General features: G+C 44.4%; 16 protein-coding genes. 7 read left to right on the top strand and 9 right to left on the bottom strand.

All coding sequences use genetic code 11. The features are described from left to right. Positions 1 to 154: 154 nt before the first annotated feature. The 3 genes from KO537_RS00980 to KO537_RS00970 all read right to left on the bottom strand — a co-directional run bounded on the left by KO537_RS00980 (position 155) and on the right by KO537_RS00970 (position 2,682). On the bottom strand, positions 155 to 412 hold the full coding sequence (locus tag KO537_RS00980) for an HPr family phosphocarrier protein (protein ID WP_028760055.1): 258 nt from the start codon (positions 410 to 412) through the stop codon (positions 155 to 157). 28 nt (positions 413 to 440) lie between these two features. Then, the gene (locus KO537_RS00975; RefSeq protein WP_173245105.1) at positions 441 to 836 is read right to left on the bottom strand and encodes an ACT domain-containing protein; all 396 of its coding nucleotides are present in this window, start codon (positions 834 to 836) and stop codon (positions 441 to 443) included. Between the two features lie 208 nt (positions 837 to 1,044). Then, positions 1,045 to 2,682, bottom strand: a complete 1,638-nt coding sequence (locus KO537_RS00970) for a methyl-accepting chemotaxis protein (protein ID WP_028760053.1) — start codon at positions 2,680 to 2,682, stop codon at positions 1,045 to 1,047. A gap of 357 nt (positions 2,683 to 3,039) precedes the next feature. Here KO537_RS00970 and KO537_RS00965 point away from each other — a divergent pair, with 357 nt between their 5' ends. Both KO537_RS00965 and KO537_RS00960 read left to right on the top strand, forming a co-directional pair. Beyond that, positions 3,040 to 3,768: a DUF3334 family protein gene (locus KO537_RS00965; protein WP_028760052.1), complete on the top strand. Its 729-nt coding sequence runs from the start codon at positions 3,040 to 3,042 to the stop codon at positions 3,766 to 3,768. Positions 3,769 to 3,872: 104 nt separating this feature from the next. Beyond that, entirely contained in the window at positions 3,873 to 4,919 is a 1,047-nt protein-coding gene (locus KO537_RS00960) for a LacI family DNA-binding transcriptional regulator (RefSeq protein ID WP_028760051.1), read from the top strand. Positions 4,920 to 5,036: 117 nt separating this feature from the next. On the opposite strand, the gene KO537_RS00955 is transcribed toward KO537_RS00960, so the two are convergent. Continuing rightward, positions 5,037 to 5,663 carry a 3'-5' exonuclease gene (locus KO537_RS00955; protein ID WP_173496662.1) on the bottom strand — a complete coding sequence of 209 codons (627 nt, stop codon included), beginning with the start codon at positions 5,661 to 5,663 and terminating at the stop codon, positions 5,037 to 5,039. A gap of 219 nt (positions 5,664 to 5,882) precedes the next feature. Here KO537_RS00955 and KO537_RS00950 point away from each other — a divergent pair, with 219 nt between their 5' ends. Then, positions 5,883 to 7,040, top strand: a complete 1,158-nt coding sequence (locus KO537_RS00950; RefSeq protein ID WP_173496663.1) for a cupin domain-containing protein — start codon at positions 5,883 to 5,885, stop codon at positions 7,038 to 7,040. 272 nt (positions 7,041 to 7,312) lie between these two features. Here the strand turns inward: KO537_RS00950 and fadE are convergent, their stop codons facing one another. Beyond that, entirely contained in the window at positions 7,313 to 9,760 is a 2,448-nt protein-coding gene (gene fadE / locus KO537_RS00945) for an acyl-CoA dehydrogenase FadE (protein WP_028760048.1), read from the bottom strand. A 243-nt stretch (positions 9,761 to 10,003) separates the two neighbouring features. Between fadE and KO537_RS00940 the strand changes: the two genes are divergently transcribed. Next, positions 10,004 to 10,783: a class II glutamine amidotransferase gene (locus KO537_RS00940; protein ID WP_212600585.1), complete on the top strand. Its 780-nt coding sequence runs from the start codon at positions 10,004 to 10,006 to the stop codon at positions 10,781 to 10,783. A 336-nt stretch (positions 10,784 to 11,119) separates the two neighbouring features. Here KO537_RS00940 and KO537_RS00935 read toward each other — a convergent pair whose 3' ends face one another. Further along, on the bottom strand, positions 11,120 to 11,911 hold the full coding sequence (locus tag KO537_RS00935) for a DUF3108 domain-containing protein (protein WP_131525776.1): 792 nt from the start codon (positions 11,909 to 11,911) through the stop codon (positions 11,120 to 11,122). A gap of 215 nt (positions 11,912 to 12,126) precedes the next feature. Continuing rightward, positions 12,127 to 12,555 (bottom strand): MGMT family protein, encoded by a 429-nt coding sequence (locus tag KO537_RS00930; protein WP_173245094.1) that lies wholly within the window; start codon positions 12,553 to 12,555, stop codon positions 12,127 to 12,129. Positions 12,556 to 13,100: 545 nt separating this feature from the next. Between KO537_RS00930 and def the strand changes: the two genes are divergently transcribed. The 3 genes from def (at position 13,101) to KO537_RS00915 (ending at position 15,521) form a co-directional block, all read left to right on the top strand. Next, complete coding sequence (gene def, locus KO537_RS00925) at positions 13,101 to 13,592, top strand: peptide deformylase (RefSeq protein WP_011789520.1); 492 nt, start codon at positions 13,101 to 13,103, stop codon at positions 13,590 to 13,592. Positions 13,593 to 13,822: 230 nt separating this feature from the next. Continuing rightward, on the top strand, positions 13,823 to 14,668 hold the full coding sequence (gene rhlP / locus KO537_RS00920; RefSeq protein ID WP_198573278.1) for a rhombotarget lipoprotein: 846 nt from the start codon (positions 13,823 to 13,825) through the stop codon (positions 14,666 to 14,668). Between the two features lie 226 nt (positions 14,669 to 14,894). Next, entirely contained in the window at positions 14,895 to 15,521 is a 627-nt protein-coding gene (locus KO537_RS00915; protein ID WP_219233648.1) for a LysE family translocator, read from the top strand. A 91-nt stretch (positions 15,522 to 15,612) separates the two neighbouring features. Here KO537_RS00915 and KO537_RS00910 read toward each other — a convergent pair whose 3' ends face one another. Together KO537_RS00910 and KO537_RS00905 are read right to left on the bottom strand one after the other, a co-directional pair. After that, a complete protein-coding gene (locus KO537_RS00910) occupies positions 15,613 to 15,822 on the bottom strand; it encodes a hypothetical protein (protein ID WP_113939622.1) in 210 nt (69 codons plus the stop codon). A gap of 185 nt (positions 15,823 to 16,007) precedes the next feature. Beyond that, positions 16,008 to 16,391 carry a VOC family protein gene (locus tag KO537_RS00905; protein WP_219233647.1) on the bottom strand — a complete coding sequence of 128 codons (384 nt, stop codon included), beginning with the start codon at positions 16,389 to 16,391 and terminating at the stop codon, positions 16,008 to 16,010. Positions 16,392 to 16,415: the final 24 nt, after the last annotated feature.

Raw genomic sequence — 16,415 nt, 5'->3', positions numbered from 1 at the left:
ACTGAGTGTCCGTTAGCGATAGCGAGTCTAGTTGAGTGACGCTAAGCTTGTAAAGCGTTTGTATGTAAAGCATTAGCATGTCAAGACGGTCGAGACGAGTTTTTTGCGTGTCGGTTAAACCTGCAGATAAACGCATTTTAGCGTAAGAAAAGGCCTAGCTTAGGGTAATGAGCAGCTCAGAGACTTTCTCAACCGCGGCCTGTGCCTGTTCACCTTCGGCAAACACTCTTACCGTGACGCCAGAATATAAGCCTAAGGTTTGTAGTTTAAACAGACTCTTAGCACTGGCTTGCTTACCATTACATTCGACCATGACATCACAGTCAAAGGTTTTGGCTTCTTTAACCAGTAAGGCTGCTGGACGGGTGTGAATGCCATGTTTGGCGGTAATGGTGACTGTTTTTTCGTACATAGTAGATGAGCTCATATTTAAAGGGGTATTACACTTCGTCTTTCGATTCTATGATGTGATAGCCCTGTTTTTTCAAGGCGGCGACGGCACTTTTGAGGCGATTATTTTTTACTAAAATGTAATCGGTATCAAAGGTCGAAATCGCAAAAATACTGATTTGTTCGTCCGCTAAGGTGCCAGACACTTTAGATAAAATGCCTGTCATCGAAAATCCCAGTGGCCCGAGTACTTCAAAGCAACACCAGCCCGGTTCTTGCTCTAGGCTGTCGAGTTCCATTTCACTGGAAACGACTAAAGATAAACCTTCTTGGGTCTTACCAATGAAATACATGTCCTGTGCAAAAACCTCACTGGGCAATACGGCATTCGGGCTAAAGCTATGAATTGTGTACTGTTCAGGGTGAACGGCTAAGGTCATTCGCATGGCAGTGTCTCGGTTGGATTTTTAAGGCTAAAGCATACCGCATATCAAACGTTAGCGTGACAGAGAATTTGTGGTTAATGGGATTTTGTCGTTGAAATTCATTATTGGTGAGATAGCGGTTAACAAGCGTTACCAGAAGGTTTACCCAAAGAAAAGGGCGCCCTATGGCGCCCCAATCGACAAGTCATGCCGTTCTCATACACTTTAGTTAGATTTTAAACTGGCCTAAGGTGCGGGACATGTCTTGGCTAATGTCTTGCAGTGACTGAGCTGCATGGCTATTACTTTCGTTAGCTTTTACTGAGACTTCGGTTAATTCCGAAATATTACAAATATTTCGATTAATTTCTTCGGTCACCAGTGATTGCTCTTCGGTGGCGCTGGCTAATTGTGTGTTCATGTCACTGATATGGGCAATCAATTGCAGAATCGCCGCCATGGCTTTACCCGCTTCGTGGGCTTGGGCCTGTAGCTCATCGGATTGCAGTTGAGTTTGATTGTTGCTCTTCATCACTGAGCCAACACCGGATTGGATCTCGCTAATGATTTTTTGGATCTCATTGGTCGAGTCTTGGGTGCGAGTAGCAAGGGCGCGGACTTCATCGGCAACTACGGCAAAACCACGGCCGTGGGTCCCAGCTCGAGCAGCTTCAATGGCGGCATTAAGGGCGAGTAAGTTGGTCTGCTCGGCAATGCTGCGGATCACATCGAGAATGCTACCGATTTGCTGTGAGGCGACGCCCAGCTTTTGGGTGATGACTTCAGAGGCTTTTAATTCTGCCACCAGTTTTTCTGTGTTGCTGACTGTGTTGTCGATCACGACTTGGCTTTGCTGCGCTTGTTCTTTTACGCTGTTCGCCGCATCGGCCGCTTGCTGGGTGTTGCTCGCCATTTCATGGGTGGTCGACAGCATTTGATTGACGGCTGTGGCGACGCTGCCAGTTTCTCTGTGGATATGTTCAGCACTCTGATTGGACTCTTCAACTGCAATCAAAAGCTGTTTTGCATCTTTATCTAATGCTTGGCCTAAAGGTTGTAAATGGCCGACCATGTCGCCAATTTTTTGGGCGAACATGTTGAAGGCGCGGGCGAGATGGGCAATCTCATCTTTACCTTGAGCATTAATGCGCTGACTTAAGTCGCCTTCGCCTTGGGCAATATCTTCAAGGGCATCAATAGCATCATTTAATGGTGAGGTGATGGAATGGTTAAGCACAAGGAAGAAGGCAAAAATCGGCACTGAAATCAAAAACATGATAATTAGATAGTCGATAATGACTGACTTTAAGCTCGCTTTGACATCGCTAAGATAAGCGCCTGTTATGACTGTCCAACCCCATTGTGGGTAGTAACGGGCTTCTGCGAGCTTATCTTCGATGGCACGTGTCATAGGATCGGCGATAGGGTATTCGAGGGTCGTTTTCGATTTAGCACGCGCTAATGGCAGCATAGTGGCTAAGGGATTTGTGCCATTAGGTAACTTGAAGGTTAATGCTGAGGTGCCAATAAGATTTGCGCTATCCCCGTGGGCGAGGATTTGATTATTATCATCAATAACAATGAAGTAGCCTGAACCTGAATAGCGAGTTTGATTGATTAAATCCGCGGCGATTTGTTTAGCTTCTGCTTCGCTAAACTTACCTTTGAGCGCATCCTGACGATGCACATCTATCACACTTAACATGCTGGCGAGCTGACCGTCTATCTGCAACCATTTCTGTTCAATTAAATTGCTGTACTGCTCTTTAATTGAAAAACTGGCAAAACACACAGTCCCTATCGCGGCCATAAGGAGCATCATCATTAAGCGTTGTAAAATGGTAAACCGGCGCAAAAACGTGATCATTTGGATTCCTTAAGGACTTATTATTGTGCATCAATATACCTGCGAATCAATCTCAATTGAATCGTCTGTGACATAAATTAAGCAAAAGCCGTTATAAAATATGAGTTTCTTTGATCTAAAGCAGGGAATAGTGATAGGGAACTTTAATCTGTTGCATTATGGGGCATGTTCTTATTAAGTTAGGCCGTTTTATAAGTCGCTTTATGTTGAAGGTTTTATCTGATCTATTAAATATCAATAAGTTAGCGTTATGTTAATTTTACCATCTTGCTATATTAGGCTAATCAATTGTTTTAATTTTGATTTTTTACGCTTTTACGCGCAAGATTAATTCATTATTCAGTTTGAGAATCGATTATGACCACAAATACTATCGTAACGTCGGATGATATTTTACTGAAGTTATGCCACTCAGTTGCCCACGTCCTCTCTAGCACCAGTGCCAGCAATGTTACCCATGCGGGTATGGTACAAAGTATTGCGCGTACTCGTCTTAAACCTGATCTCGGTTGTTTCTCGATTTTTGATGGTGGTTTTTCAGGCCTAGTGGTGATTAACTTTTCAGCTTCGGCGGCGATTGAAATCTACCGTCGCTACATGCTGAACATGGGTATGCCTGAGTCTGAGCTCGCGTTTTCGCATACGTCAGATGAAGTGAGTAACGTGATGGGTGAGTTGATGAACCAAATCTTAGGGGATTTTATTAATAAAATTTCAAAAGAATTGCAAACGTCAATCAGCCAAAGCCAGCCAAAAATGTTGACGATTAATAAAGAGTTAACCATATCAATCGACGCTAACTTAGACGATGCGGTTGCCCGCAGAGTGTCGTTTAGGACTGAAAATAACCATATTTTTTACCTCGAGTTTGCCATGGACAAAACCGAATTCATTCGCTTAGATGAATTTGTCTACGATGAAGAATTCGATCCCGATAGTCTGTTAGAGCAGCACAGTTCGATTGGGGGAAATAACGACTCAAATTCGAATGTTTCGCCTTGGGTTAAGATGGCCGATAAACCCGCCATTGCGACTCGTGCCATTGATAATGAAGCCGATGATTTGCTCGATCAGCTCGGCATTTAAGCAGAGTCTCTAATGTAAGACGGATGTTAACGCATTCGTCTATACAAGTGGGTGGAACTGTTTTAGTATCGACGCAAAATAATAACTAAGGTTAAATCCTCTTTATGGCATCGAAAGCGACCTCGATTGATATTGCTTATCGTGCTGGCGTATCCCAGTCAACGGTTTCCCGTGCCCTTAGAAACAGCCCGCTAGTCAATTTAGAAACTCGCCAACGTATTCAAACCATTGCCAAAGAGCTGAATTATAAGGTCGATAAAAATGCCAGCAATCTTCGCACCCAAAATAGCCATACCTTAGCGCTGTTATTGTGTGAAGACCCCACCAACGATGACTCGTTAATCAATCCTTTTTTCCTGTCTATGCTTGGCTCCATTACCCGAGCAACGGCGCAGCAAGGTTATGATTTATTGGTTTCTTTTCAGCAATTGTCCAGCGATTGGCACGCCGATTATGAAGACAGTAATAAAGCTGACGGCATTATTCTGCTCGGTTATGGCGACTACATGGACTACGAGCAAAAGTTGGAGCGATTGCTCGCGCAGAATACTCACTTTGTGATCTGGGGTGCTGAGCATAACAATAAGTCAGTGCTATCGATTGGTTGTGATAATCATCAAGGCGGCTTGATTGCAACAGAGCACTTGATTTCCCTTGGTCGTAAAACTTTTGCCTTTTTAGGCGATGCCTCGAGCCACAGCCCCGAGTTTAGGGACAGATATTTAGGCCATGTGAAAGCGCTGCAAATGGCGAATATTGCAGTTGATCACACTAAGCAAGTGTCGGCCATTAGCACTGAAAGTGCTGGTTATGATGCGGCTATGGCATTGATGGCCAAAGGCGCACAGTTTGATGCTATTTTTGCTGCTAGCGATCTGATTGCCATTGGCGCGATTCGGGCGCTGAAAGAGAAGGGCATTTCAGTCCCAGAACAAGTTGCAGTGGTGGGATATGATGATATTCCAGTGGCGAGTTTTGCCAATCCGCCATTAACGACCATTAAGCAGAACACCCAATTAGCTGGTGAAATTTTAGTCGACAGTGTACTCAAACTTATCCGCGGACAAGAGGTGAGTGCGCAGCTTATTCCGACGACCTTAGTGGTTCGCAGTTCCTGCGGCATTGATAGCGCGCCGCTTAAGCCGTTATAGATAGGCCGTTATTGCTAGGAGCTTGCTGTTTTTTGCTGGCAAGTCGTTGAGCACTTAATTTGCTTATTGAAAAATCGCCGATAATCCTTGGATTTATCGGCTTTTTGCTTTTTGGGATCACTTAACCGCATATTGACGTAAAAACTTCGGCACATCTGCTTTGGTTTTCTTGGCGATTTTTTGCAGTAACTCGAAGGTGGGAGCATTGAGACCGAACTCTTGCTGAAGGTCTGCCAACATTGCCAGCCACAAATGGCCAGTCATCTCAGCATCGGCTAAGGCGCGGTGAAAGGTGCCATCGCTTGGTAACTGTTTATAGCGCACTAAAGTACCTAACTGATGATTCGGCGCCGCTTGATACAAACGTCTCGCCACCAGCAAGGAACAGCCAAATTGTCCAAGATAACGATGGCGAATTTGAGCAAATTCCGCGTCTAAAAAGCGCTGATCAAATGCCGCATTGTGGGCGACTAAGTTATGATCGGCGATAAAGTCGGCAAAACGCGCCATCACTTCATTGCAGGGCGCTGCATCCCTGAGCATTTGATTGCTGATCCCTGTGTAGTCCTCAATAAAACGACTTATTCTAAATCCTGGGTTCATCAACTCTGAAAATCTTTGGGTGATCACGCCGTTTTCAATCAGCACAGCTCCGATTTCAATCGCGCGGTCCCCTTGATTGGGCGATAGCCCCGTGGTTTCAAAGTCGAGCACGACCAAAGTGTTAGCTGCAGATGTAGGCATAGATCTTACATGGACTCTATAAATGATGTGTCAGCATTGCCGTCTTTGACAGTGCAACGCTTTTAGATAAGCCGATTGTAATTCAATACGTTAGTAAATTCACTATCACATTGACGCTGATAAAAGACTTAATGCTTTGTTGATCCGGTCGAGCTTTCTTGGTTTCGCTTCCTGTTAGCATTTACCTCTATGAATAACAGTTTGGTTTGTGAGCGACCCATGCAACTCGATATTAATGGCTTAACACCCGCGCAATTTTTAGCAGAATATTGGCAGAAAAAACCTTTGGTTATCCGCCAAGGATTCAAACATTTTCAAGATTTAATCTCGCCCGAAGAGTTAGCCGGCTTAGCCATGGATGAGCTGGTGGAATCTCGGCGAGTGTACCAACAGGCAGGGCAATGGCAGGCTGAATTTGGCCCTTTTGATTCCTACGATCATCTCGGTGAACGGGATTGGACTTTGATCGTGCAAGCATTGAACAACTGGGTGCCCGATGCAGAAGCCCTGATCCAATGTTTTGATTTTATTCCGCGCTGGCGTTTAGATGATGTGATGGTGAGTTTTGCCACTCCTGGCGGTGGCGTGGGGCCGCATATCGATCTGTATGATGTGTTTATTTGCCAAGGTTCGGGACGTCGCCGCTGGCGCGTGGGCGATCTGGGGCCGCACAAAGAGTTTGCCGCCCATCCCGCTTTGCTGCACACAGAAGCCTTTGAACCGATTATCGATACTGAGTTGTTGCCCGGCGACATCCTTTATATTCCCCCTGGATTCCCCCATGACGGCATAACCTTAGAACAGTCTTTAAGTTTTTCAGTTGGTTATCGTACAGCTTCCGCCAAAGATATGGTAAGTGCTTTGGCCGATCATCTGTCTGAGCAAGATTTAGGCACACAGCAGATTGAAGATCCAGACCGCGAGCAGACAACGCGCAGTGGTTGTGTTGATAATCGTGATTTAGCGCGGTTACGCACGCAACTGACTAATATGTTAACCGATGAACTGGTGAGCGAGTTTTCGGGCCGCTATTTAACTCAATCTAAATGCGCCCTCGATTTACCCGATGAGCCATTGGACATCACGCAAGACGAAGTGCTCGCTTGGCTCGATGAGCAGCCGCTTATTCGCCTCGGCGGACTGCGTTGTTTGTATTTTGATATCAATGTGGGACAAGGCGTTGTCTATATTAATGGTGATAAGTATCAGCTCTCTGCCGAATTGGCCGCGGTGATCCCACTCCTGTGTGATAGCAATCAGTTAGATAAAACCGCCTTAGCCCCCTGGTTAGCCGATGCCGATTTGCTTACGCAGCTGACTGAGTGGGTGAACCTCGGTTATTGGTACTTTGAAGACCTGAGTGATGAAGAGTGTTAAGGCTGAATTAGATCTAAAGCCTTACAGGTTTAAAAACTGAACAGTTTTTAAAGTGGCATGTCAGCGACTTACTGACATGGTATTCTTTTATCAATGGATTGATAGTAATGTCATTTGCATAGTACTGTTCAGTCATACTGAGCAATGAAAGCATTGGTCAAAGTCGAGGTCGTAACTCAACCAAATTCACTTAGTTGTGGCACGCCCTGCCATCGGAATAAAAAAGGAGGCTAATTAGCCTCCTTTTTGTGGTTTAAATCTTACTGAGTGGATTACGCAGCACGTTCCTGTGAAGTGGTTGAAACCACTTCTGGACGCAGTTCTGCTGGGTCAAAGTCATCAACGTTGATTGATTTCATTCGACCAATTTCCGCTCTTTCCAGTAATTGCACTTCGGCATCGCTTAACACACCTAAGGCTTTACCTTCGGCGGCAACTTTATCTAACCACATAAATGGTAGACGTTTACCACTGGCTTTACAGACTTTGTCATGCAGCGGTTCAGACGCGATGATGTCGAGTAGTGTTTGTTCTTGGATCCCCACAGCATTGTGCTCAGAGTTAGTCCAGAACTGACCTTTACCTAAACGGTTACGGCTTTCACACGGTGTTTGCATGATCTTAGCGACTTTATGATCTAACACATCGCTTGGGCGTTTCAGTGGACGACCGAATGGGAACATCACCACACGTAACGCGCCGCCAAGGCCCATAGGGAAGTTATCCAGTAAATCGTCTAAAGAAGCTTGCAGCTTGTACAGCGCATCTTCAACTGCCCATTGTACTAATGGCAAGTCGTCGGTTTGACGGCCTTCATCTTCATAGCGTTTCAGCGTGGCTGATGCCAGATACAGTTGACTCAGTAAGTCACCTAAACGGGCAGAGATACGTTCTTTACGTTTAAGGTTACCACCCAAGGTTGCCATGGCTAAGTCAGAGAGCAGGGCAAGGTTGGCACTGAAACGGTTCATCTGTTGATAATAACGCTTGGTTTTATCTGAATAAGGCGCGTTAGAGAAACGGCTTGATGTTAGACCTAACCAGAAGCTACGGATGAAGTTACTGGTCGCGAAACCAATGTGACCAAAAATAGCTGCATCGAAGTTAGCTAAACCTTGACCCGATTCAGTATCAAACGCAGACTCCATTTCTGCGAGTACATACGGATGGCAACGAATTGCGCCTTGGCCGTAGATGATCATAGAACGGGTAAGGATGTTTGCACCTTCAACAGTAATTGCGATAGGCGCAGCTTGGTAGCCACGGCCTAAATAGTTATTGGGGCCAAGACACACACCTTTACCACCGTGAATATCCATGGCATCGATAACGCATTTCTGCATTCTGTCTGTCAGGTGATATTTCACAATCGCAGAGATAACCGACGGTTTTTCACCTAGGTCGATACCTGTAGTGGTCAACGTGGTTACCGCATCCATCAGATAAGCGTTACCGCCGATGCGTGCCATTGGCTCTTCGATACCTTCAAGCTTGCCGATAGGCAATTTGAACTGACGACGAATGCGAGCATAGGCCCCTGTTGCCAGCGCTGCGGTTTTCACGCCGCCAGCTGAGTTTGATGGCAGTGTGATACCACGGCCCACAGATAAACATTCCACCAGCATGCGCCAGCCTTGACCAGCCATTTTCGGGCCGCCAATGATGAAGCTTAATGGTACGAATACTTCGTTGCCGCGAGTCGGACCGTTTTGGAACATGCAGTTGAGCGGGAAGTGACGACGACCCGTTTCTACTCCTTCCACATCGGTAGGGATCAAAGCACAGGTGATGCCGAGTTCTTCTTTATCGCCAAGGAGATGCTCTGGATCGCGCAGTTTAAAGGCTAAGCCTAATACTGTCGCGACAGGGGCTAAAGTGATGTAACGCTTGTTCCAAGTCAGCTTCATCCCCAGAACTTCTTCACCTTCCCATTGGCCTTTACACACTATACCAAAGTCAGGAATAGAGCCTGCATCGCTACCTGCTTCTGGGCTGGTCAGAGCGAAACAAGGGACTTCTAAGCCTTTGGCTAAACGCGGTAAATAATGGTTTTGCTGCTCTGGCGTGCCGTAATGTTGCAGAAGCTCTCCAGGGCCTAAAGAGTTAGGTACGCCAACAGTTGAAGCCAACTCACTGCTTAACCCCGCCAGTTTTTGTAACACACGAGATTGGGCATAAGCTGAATATTCTAAACCGCCGTATTTTTTCTTAATGATCATGGCGAAGAAACCGTGATCTTTCAGATATTGCCATACGTCGGCAGGCAGATCGGCAAGTTGATGTGACACTTGGTGTTGATTCACCATGCGGCACACTTCTTCAACAGGGCCATCGAGGAAGGCCTGTTCGTCTGCACTTAAACGCGCAACTGGGTAGTTATGGAGTTTTTTCCAGTTCGGGTTACCCGCAAACAGATCCGCTTCCCACCAAGTGGTGCCGGCTTCAATCGCTTCTTTCTCTGTTGAAGACATTTCCGGCATGATGCCGCGATATACCTTCATCAGTGGACGACTGATCACATTTTGTCTAAATGCACTGATATTTAACGGCAGCGCGATCACGAGGAAAACGATCCAAGAGATAGGGCCGACAACATCGAGTGTCCATCCTGCTGTCATCACAACAGCGGCTGTAATAGTGGCAGTGAGCAAAGATACCCGAAGGTAAGCTAGGGCTCCTAGCACTAAGATCATGGCGATGATCCAAAGTAGGGTAGTCACTGTAATTCTCCTTAAATATGACCGAGTGCCAACCACAGGTCATAGAGTGTTTTATTGATTGCGATCACAATTATAGTTTGTGGTCAGACCTGTGTCGCATAAAAGTTAAACCTAAGAGAATTTTAATACAAGTATTTTTCAAACAATTGTTTAAATTATTTGTCAGCTTTGATCATTCCACAAATGTCATCAACTAGTTACAATGCCAATAAGTAGTTTTTTGATTGATGATAGGCGAGAAATATGTGCGAGTTACTGGCGATGAGCGCCAATGTGCCGACCGATATTGTGTTTAGTTTTACGGGATTAGCACAACGTGGTGGTGTAACCGGTCCCCACGTGGACGGCTGGGGTATTACGTTTTACGAGGGCAAAGGCAGCCGTACTTTTAAAGATGCTTGCCCGAGTAGCGAATCGCATATTGCAAAATTGATCAAATCCTACCCGATTAAAAGTGAAGTGGTGATAAGCCATATTCGGCAGGCTAATCGCGGCTGTGTGTCTTTAGAGAATACTCATCCTTTTACCCGCGAATTATGGGGACGTTATTGGACCTATGCCCATAATGGGCAATTGACGGACTATCTGCCCAAGTTTCATGTCTCGCGCTATCAACCCGTAGGCGATACCGATAGCGAACTTGCTTTCTGCTGGATTTTGGAACAAGTCGCCCAGAAGTTTGGCGGTACTAAACCTGAAGATATGTTGGCTGTGTTCCATTTTGTCGCGACGTTGGCCGAGCAAATCCGTGCCTTAGGTGTGTTCAACATGATATTGAGCGATGGCGAGCATTTAATGAGCTATTGCAGTAATAACTTATGTTACATCACTCGCCGCGCGCCGTTTGGTAAAGCGAAACTTATTGATACCGATGTGGTGATTGATTTTGATAAGGAAACTACCGCCCATGATGTGGTGACTGTGATTGCGACTCGCCCTTTGACCGAAAATGAACAGTGGCGCGTTATGCAGCCGGGTAACTGGAAGCTGTTTAGATTGGGTGAGCTGTTAATCGATCTCTGATGCTATGCCGTTGAGCTAAATAATGAGGGCGAGCGGATTTACGGTTGATTTTGTTTTGTTCAGGTCACTTTATTAAAAAGTTCGAGTCAGTATCTAACATACCTTCTAGCAATCAGTGATGAACCATTAGCGATGAACATTAACTGAACTTAGAGGTAGGCCCTAAGTTCAGTTAGATATAGTTCAGTTAGATATAGTTCAGTTAAATATAGTTCGGTTAGATATTAGTTCGGTTGGGCTTTATTCGATATGAGTTTGGCTTTAGTTCAGTATTGTGAAGCTAAGGCTTTGTATCATTGGGTTAAGTTTATACATCTTAACTCAATGCCTTACCGATTAACCTTCAGTCGTGCCGAGCAGTTTAGGCACTAGCGGTTTCTCTGCAATGTCTGCAGGTATGGTTTCTTGGTGCGGCACTTCATCGAAGTGATATTTAAGTAACTTAATATCGAGCTGCTTACTGCCTTTTTCAAAGTGAGTTAGACGCACGGGCAAATACGCTAAGTCAGGCGCCATCCAGAAGAAGGTTTGACGTTTTTTATTGTCACGCACGACTTCAATTTTGACTGTGTCGTAACTGCCGCTGTCGATGTTCATTCGTTCTTTACCGATCACATGAAACTTGTATTCATCGACTTCGTTATCCTTGACCATCTTATAGTCGAGCACTTCTTTGCCTGCCATCATATCTAGCCTAAATTGCAACTGCACCATAAGAGGATCAAAGATTTTATCATCATAGGGAAACTTGCCTTTTTCATCTTTGTAACGGGTATGAATAAAGCCTTGAGCTTTGGCGAATGCGGTTTGCTCCGTGTAATTAGGCCCGACACCTTGGCGTTGTTGTAAGTAACGCAAAGGACTGAGCTGCGAATCATTTTGAGTAAATTCACTCAAGATGTGACGCACATCGGTTAACAATAACAGGCTGAGATCGCTATCAAAACGATACTTAAACACGCCATCTTCGGCATTGGGTAGCGTGTATTTGGCTTTTCCTAATTCAATGTCTCCATAGTTGACTTGGTATTCGGCCGTCTGCGGTGTTAGCGGCGTTGGCGCTGCCATGGCAAACATACTTTGAGTGAGGACGGTAAAACTCACTAATAATGTGGGAATGGTACGCAAAGAATGCTCCTTGGGTCGCAGGTTTTCACCTTGTATCACTACAGAATGGTCGGTAGTGGTTGATAAAAAAGTGTCGAGTAGCATGCTTACTTACACAGTTCTGGGTCAATCAGTTGAGCATAAATTAATTATCGGATCGACTGTAAGCAGGTTATAGCCGAGGACGACGTTTCTGTAAATAGAGATGTAAATAGTTTATGGATCAATATATTAAACTAAAATGGCATTGCCATGACTAAAGTCACCAGATCCGGTCGCCACTCGTATTCAGACAAACTAATTTTGCCGCAGTTCACTGTTATCCCTTCAATTCTTAATAATTCCATCTGTTCTTGAAAGAAGGTTGAATTTTTCTCGAAGGATATTTTGCCTTGACTATTGAGTACCCTATGCCAAGGGAGTGACAAATGTTCGGGAGCTGCTTTCAGCGCTTTTGACACATAACGTGCTCGTCCCGGTAATCCTGCATAATCGGCAATTTTGCCATAGCTGCTGACTTTACCCTGCGGGATCATGGCGACGATATGCCAGATTTTCGCCATAGGAGACAAGTCCACTGCTTGGGGCTGTTTTCTCGCTACACTCTGTTTATCTTGTTCAAGGTATTGATACAGCGGTGATTTGTCTTTAGGAAACGATGCCATTGAATTGTTAACCCTCAGCTTAATGGTATTGATACCAATCACATTAAATATCTAATCAGTTCAAAGCCTCACAGGTATTTAAATCTCAGGCGCATTGACGCAGAAATCGTTATTCTCTTTTAAGTCAATGCAACACCGGAGTGGGATACCTGTGAGGCTCCCAAAGGGCGGGTTTCAAAACGCTTTATACTGCGTTTAAGGCTTTCGACAGAGCACCACTATGCCTTCAAGCCTTCGCCTTGTCTAAAGCGCGTTGAATTCTCGCTGAATGAACAGATATTTAATACGATTGGTATGACTCACAAAGAATCACGCTCAAAAACTTTTGCTTGATGAGTTCACGCTAGTGTAACGGTAAAGCGTGGCTTAGCGGAAGATATGAGAGTATTTGGCATTTAAAGGATTAAGCACTTCTCGATATTTTTATCGGCTAGCTCGATTACTAACAAAATATTTAAACTGTTTTTAGCTTAAATATTGTGTAAATGGTCAAATAGTCCATAATAGCGCCAATTTTTTTGACTCGATGAGAGAAGATAACTGGCATGGCTGTACTCGATATTCTAACTATTCCCGATGAGCGCCTTAAACGTAAAGCGCAACCTGTAAAAGATATTGAAGCTGTTCAGGGATTTATCGATGATTTAATCGAAACCATGTATCACACGGACGATGGTATAGGTTTAGCGGCAACTCAAGTCGGCAGTACAGATGCCATTATCGTGATCGATTTATCTGACGGTCGCGACCAGCCTTTAGTGCTGATTAATCCTGAGATTGTTGAAAAGTCAGGTGAGTTCGTCGGTGAAGAAGGTTGTCTGTCTATCCCAGGTTATCGCGCTAAAGTGTCACGTTTTGAAAAGGTCAAAGTGACAGCCTTAGACAGAACGGGCAAGGCTATCGAAATCGAGACCGATGAGTTTTTAGCCATAGTGTTGCAGCACGAAATCGACCATTTGCATGGCAAAGTATTTATCGAACATTTATCCATGCTAAAACAACAAATTGCCCTTAAAAAAGTGCGTAAATACGCTTAACTTTTGACTTAAGTTGTATTTTAGAAGGTGGTTGTACCTATTGACTAGCCGCATTTATAGTGCGGCTTTTTTGTATTTAAAATCTAATCAAAGAAGATTAATGCTGTGATATGTGAACATAACAGCTTGTTTTTACTCTGATGAATGGATAAGGTAACCCAAAATCTACATTAGTTGTAGGTTCAGTTTTCATCATTAACAGCAAGTGTATGGATACGGTAGGGAAACAAATGAAACTTAAGGTAATAGCCTGTGGTATAGCCTCATTCGCCATGCTTTCACTGAGCGGTTGTAGTGCCTTTTTTAACGGTAATACCACGGAGAAAAATGCGGTATCAAGTAGCTTAGTTGAATATTTATACCCCGATGAGAAGAGTCGCCAAGCCCAGCAGCCATCCTTACCTGTGCTGCGTTTACCTATTACCGTCGGCATCGCTTTCTTGCCTTCGTCCCATTGGCAAGCCGATGCAATTGATAGCCGAACTCAGATGGCATTACTTGATAAGGTGAAAAAATCCTTTGTTAAATATGACTATATCGATCGTATCGAAGTGATCCCAAGTACCTATCTTAAAAATGGTAAAGGTTTTGAAACCTTGCAGCAGGTTGCTCGCCTGCATGATGTTGATGTGATGGCATTGGTTTCTTACGATCAATTGATGCAAAGCCACGAGAACAAATCCGCCATTCTTTATTGGACGATTGTGGGCATGTATTTAATCCCTGGCAATGAAAATGCGATTCAAACCTTTGTTGATACCGCCGTTTTCGATATGCGTAGCCAGAAGATGTTATTTAGGGCGCCAGGTATTAATCAGTTAACTGAAAGTTCAACCGCTGTTGGCGTGACGACAACCTTAAGAGAAAAATCCTACGAGGGCTTTGATCTCGCGGTGAACGATATGATAGTCAATTTAGATGACGAGCTTGCCCGTTTTAAAACTCGGGTTAAGGAAGAGCACGTCGCCACCATAGAACATAAACAAGGTTACAGCGGCGGTGGCAGCTTATCGCTATTGATACTTTCACTACTGGGGATTTTTGCGGTGCGCCGTTTAACCATCTGCCGTGAATAAAGAAATTAAGCGCAAATTAAGATCGTTAAGGATGAGCAAATTGAAGTTTGCTTTGAATCAAGACGTGAGCAAAAAGTATATAAAGTTGAGCACAGGTTCTGGTTACCAATTTACTTGTAGTTAACGTTTTGATTTTTTTTAAAGTGGTTTACAGAGGCTGCGGTATTGCGTCGGACACCACTTAAGCGGCGCGATAGATTACGCGTTTAACAAGGAGAAAAATTAAATGGATTTAAATTCACTATTACTGTTTGCAGTTGCTTGCCTTGCTATCAATCTTATCCCTGGACCCGATGTCATCTACATTGTATCTAACACAATGAAAGGGAAAATGATCAGTGGGCTTAAAGCTGCGATGGGTTTAGGTGTGGGTTATTTTGTTCACACGCTTGCTGCTAGCTTGGGATTATCTGCCATCATTCTCAGTTCAGCGTTGGCTTTTAGTATTGTGAAGTGGTTAGGGGCCGCGTATCTAGTGTATTTAGGCATTCAAGCGTTAATATCAATGTGGCGTGGCAATAATAAAATTGTGGTTGATAAGAATAGCAAACCAAACGGCAACGTAGTTTTCCAAGGCATTGTCGTTAGTGTACTTAATCCTAAAGTCGCTTTATTTTTCCTCTCTTTTTTGCCGCAGTTTATTGACCCGTTAGCGGGTTCAACGTCAATTCAGCTGTTAACCCTTGGTCTTATTTTCAGTTTGTTAGCGACCTTGTGTAACGTCCTTTATGCGTCGGCAGGAAGCTGGGTATTTAGTCGCCCCAATTCCCTGCGTTATTCGAGAGCCTTAGAGGGGATATCAGGTGTGTTGCTTATTGGCTTGGCCAGTAAAGTCATGACCAGTGATAGATAGTGGAATAAGGTCATTTTGTCGAGTAAGACATAAGTCCTCTTTGCTCTGATAGATATGAGCTTTTCAATCTAGCTATGACAAAGATCGCTTGTTACAACTTCACAAAATACGGTAGCGCGATGAGTGCTATGCCGATGCAGACGAGTAAGATTAGGTTGCTGACAAAATAAGGGTAGAGCATCAGGGTTATCCCAACGACGAGGGGGATGGGTGCACCTTGGCGTTTGCCATAGGTGAAAAAGCCAAGACCAAAGAGACTAAAGACTAAACTCCATAGTAATAATGCTGGATTATCAAACATCTTGAGTTCCTAAATGGTTAGCCTAGGTAGGCTTTGACCTTATCACAGCGTCAAACTGGTCAATCGATTACTTAAACTATTAGTTAAACGGCTGCGTCGTTTTATTGAGTCTAATGCTGACTATCCCGTAGCGTAATTAAGCTTTATTCATCTTATTGCTGCGATGTTGCCTTATTTTACTCGTGCTATAGCTCATATAACTCTAAGGGTAAGCCGTCGGGATCGCTAAAGAAGGTGAATTTTCTGCCTGTGTATTCGTCAATGCGGACGGGTTCAACGGTAATGTGATGGCTATGAAGATGTTCGATGGCGGTTTCAATTGATGCTACGCGAAAGGCGAGATGCCTAAGTCCACAGGCTTCGGGATAGCTTGGTCGTTTGGGTGGATTGTCGAATGAAAACAACTCAATTTGACTCTTATCGGCCAGTTGTAAATCAAGTTTATAGGACTTACGTGCCTCACGGAAATGCTCTGCAAGCACGGTAAGGCCAAGAATGTTTACATAAAAGTGTTTGGACTTTTGATAGTCGCTGCAAATAATCGCTGCATGGTGAATGCCGAGTAACATTGCTTTCCTTTGTGATTTTTAATG

This window comes from Shewanella sp. NKUCC01_JLK, assembly GCF_019345615.1.
GTDB lineage: Bacteria > Pseudomonadota > Gammaproteobacteria > Enterobacterales > Shewanellaceae > Shewanella > Shewanella oncorhynchi.
Note: the sequence above shows the minus strand (reverse complement) of the source record. Positions and strands in the feature narration are given on the sequence as shown.

What these genes read in the sequence shown, in the direction of transcription:
- rhlP (WP_198573278.1), top strand. Translation starts at nt 13,823, where the DNA reads ATGAAACTTAAGGTAATAGCCTGTGGTATAGCCTCATTCGCCATGCTT.
- KO537_RS00965 (WP_028760052.1), top strand. Translation starts at nt 3,040, where the DNA reads ATGACCACAAATACTATCGTAACGTCGGATGATATTTTACTGAAGTTA.
- KO537_RS00950 (WP_173496663.1), top strand. Translation starts at nt 5,883, where the DNA reads ATGCAACTCGATATTAATGGCTTAACACCCGCGCAATTTTTAGCAGAA.
- KO537_RS00960 (WP_028760051.1), top strand. Translation starts at nt 3,873, where the DNA reads ATGGCATCGAAAGCGACCTCGATTGATATTGCTTATCGTGCTGGCGTA.
- KO537_RS00905 (WP_219233647.1), bottom strand. Translation starts at nt 16,391, where the DNA reads ATGTTACTCGGCATTCACCATGCAGCGATTATTTGCAGCGACTATCAA.
- KO537_RS00940 (WP_212600585.1), top strand. Translation starts at nt 10,004, where the DNA reads ATGTGCGAGTTACTGGCGATGAGCGCCAATGTGCCGACCGATATTGTG.
- KO537_RS00975 (WP_173245105.1), bottom strand. Translation starts at nt 836, where the DNA reads ATGCGAATGACCTTAGCCGTTCACCCTGAACAGTACACAATTCATAGC.
- KO537_RS00980 (WP_028760055.1), bottom strand. Translation starts at nt 412, where the DNA reads ATGTACGAAAAAACAGTCACCATTACCGCCAAACATGGCATTCACACC.
- def (WP_011789520.1), top strand. Translation starts at nt 13,101, where the DNA reads ATGGCTGTACTCGATATTCTAACTATTCCCGATGAGCGCCTTAAACGT.
- KO537_RS00930 (WP_173245094.1), bottom strand. Translation starts at nt 12,555, where the DNA reads ATGGCATCGTTTCCTAAAGACAAATCACCGCTGTATCAATACCTTGAA.
- KO537_RS00910 (WP_113939622.1), bottom strand. Translation starts at nt 15,822, where the DNA reads ATGTTTGATAATCCAGCATTATTACTATGGAGTTTAGTCTTTAGTCTC.
- KO537_RS00915 (WP_219233648.1), top strand. Translation starts at nt 14,895, where the DNA reads ATGGATTTAAATTCACTATTACTGTTTGCAGTTGCTTGCCTTGCTATC.
- KO537_RS00970 (WP_028760053.1), bottom strand. Translation starts at nt 2,682, where the DNA reads ATGATCACGTTTTTGCGCCGGTTTACCATTTTACAACGCTTAATGATG.
- KO537_RS00955 (WP_173496662.1), bottom strand. Translation starts at nt 5,663, where the DNA reads ATGCCTACATCTGCAGCTAACACTTTGGTCGTGCTCGACTTTGAAACC.